We start from the raw sequence: 346 nt of genomic DNA, 5'->3' as shown, positions 1-346 counted from the left end.
GCACCACCCGGGCGGAGAGCCCGACCGTCGACCGCGGGCCCGCGCCCGCGATGAACCACCGGCAGGTGATGGAGGCCCTCTCCGGCAGCCTGCTCGGCATGTTCGTGTCCATCCTGGCCACGAGCGTCGTGTCGAGCTCCCTGCCGAAGATCGACAGCGACCTCAAGGGGTCGCAGTCGTCCTACACCTGGGTCGTCACCGCGACCCTCCTCACCACCACGAACACCACCCCGATCTGGGGCAAGCTCGCCGACCTGGTGAACCGCAAGCTCCACATCCAGATCGCGCTGGTCATCTCCGTGCTGTCGTCCGCGGCGGCCGGCTTCTCGCAGACCGTCGGCTTCCT

At 68.8% G+C, this 346-nt stretch carries 1 protein-coding gene; it reads left to right on the top strand.

Annotated elements, in window-relative coordinates; all coding sequences use genetic code 11:
* Nucleotides 1–50 precede the first annotated feature (50 nt).
* Nucleotides 51–346: MFS transporter (locus KVT14_RS20150; RefSeq protein WP_217617281.1), on the top strand; the 296-nt coding region annotated here is incomplete at its 3' end.

Origin of the sequence: Cellulomonas sp. GbtcB1 (assembly GCF_019091725.1) — a bacterium.
Classification (GTDB): Bacteria; Actinomycetota; Actinomycetes; order Actinomycetales; family Cellulomonadaceae; genus Cellulomonas.
Note: the sequence above shows the minus strand (reverse complement) of the source record. Positions and strands in the feature narration are given on the sequence as shown.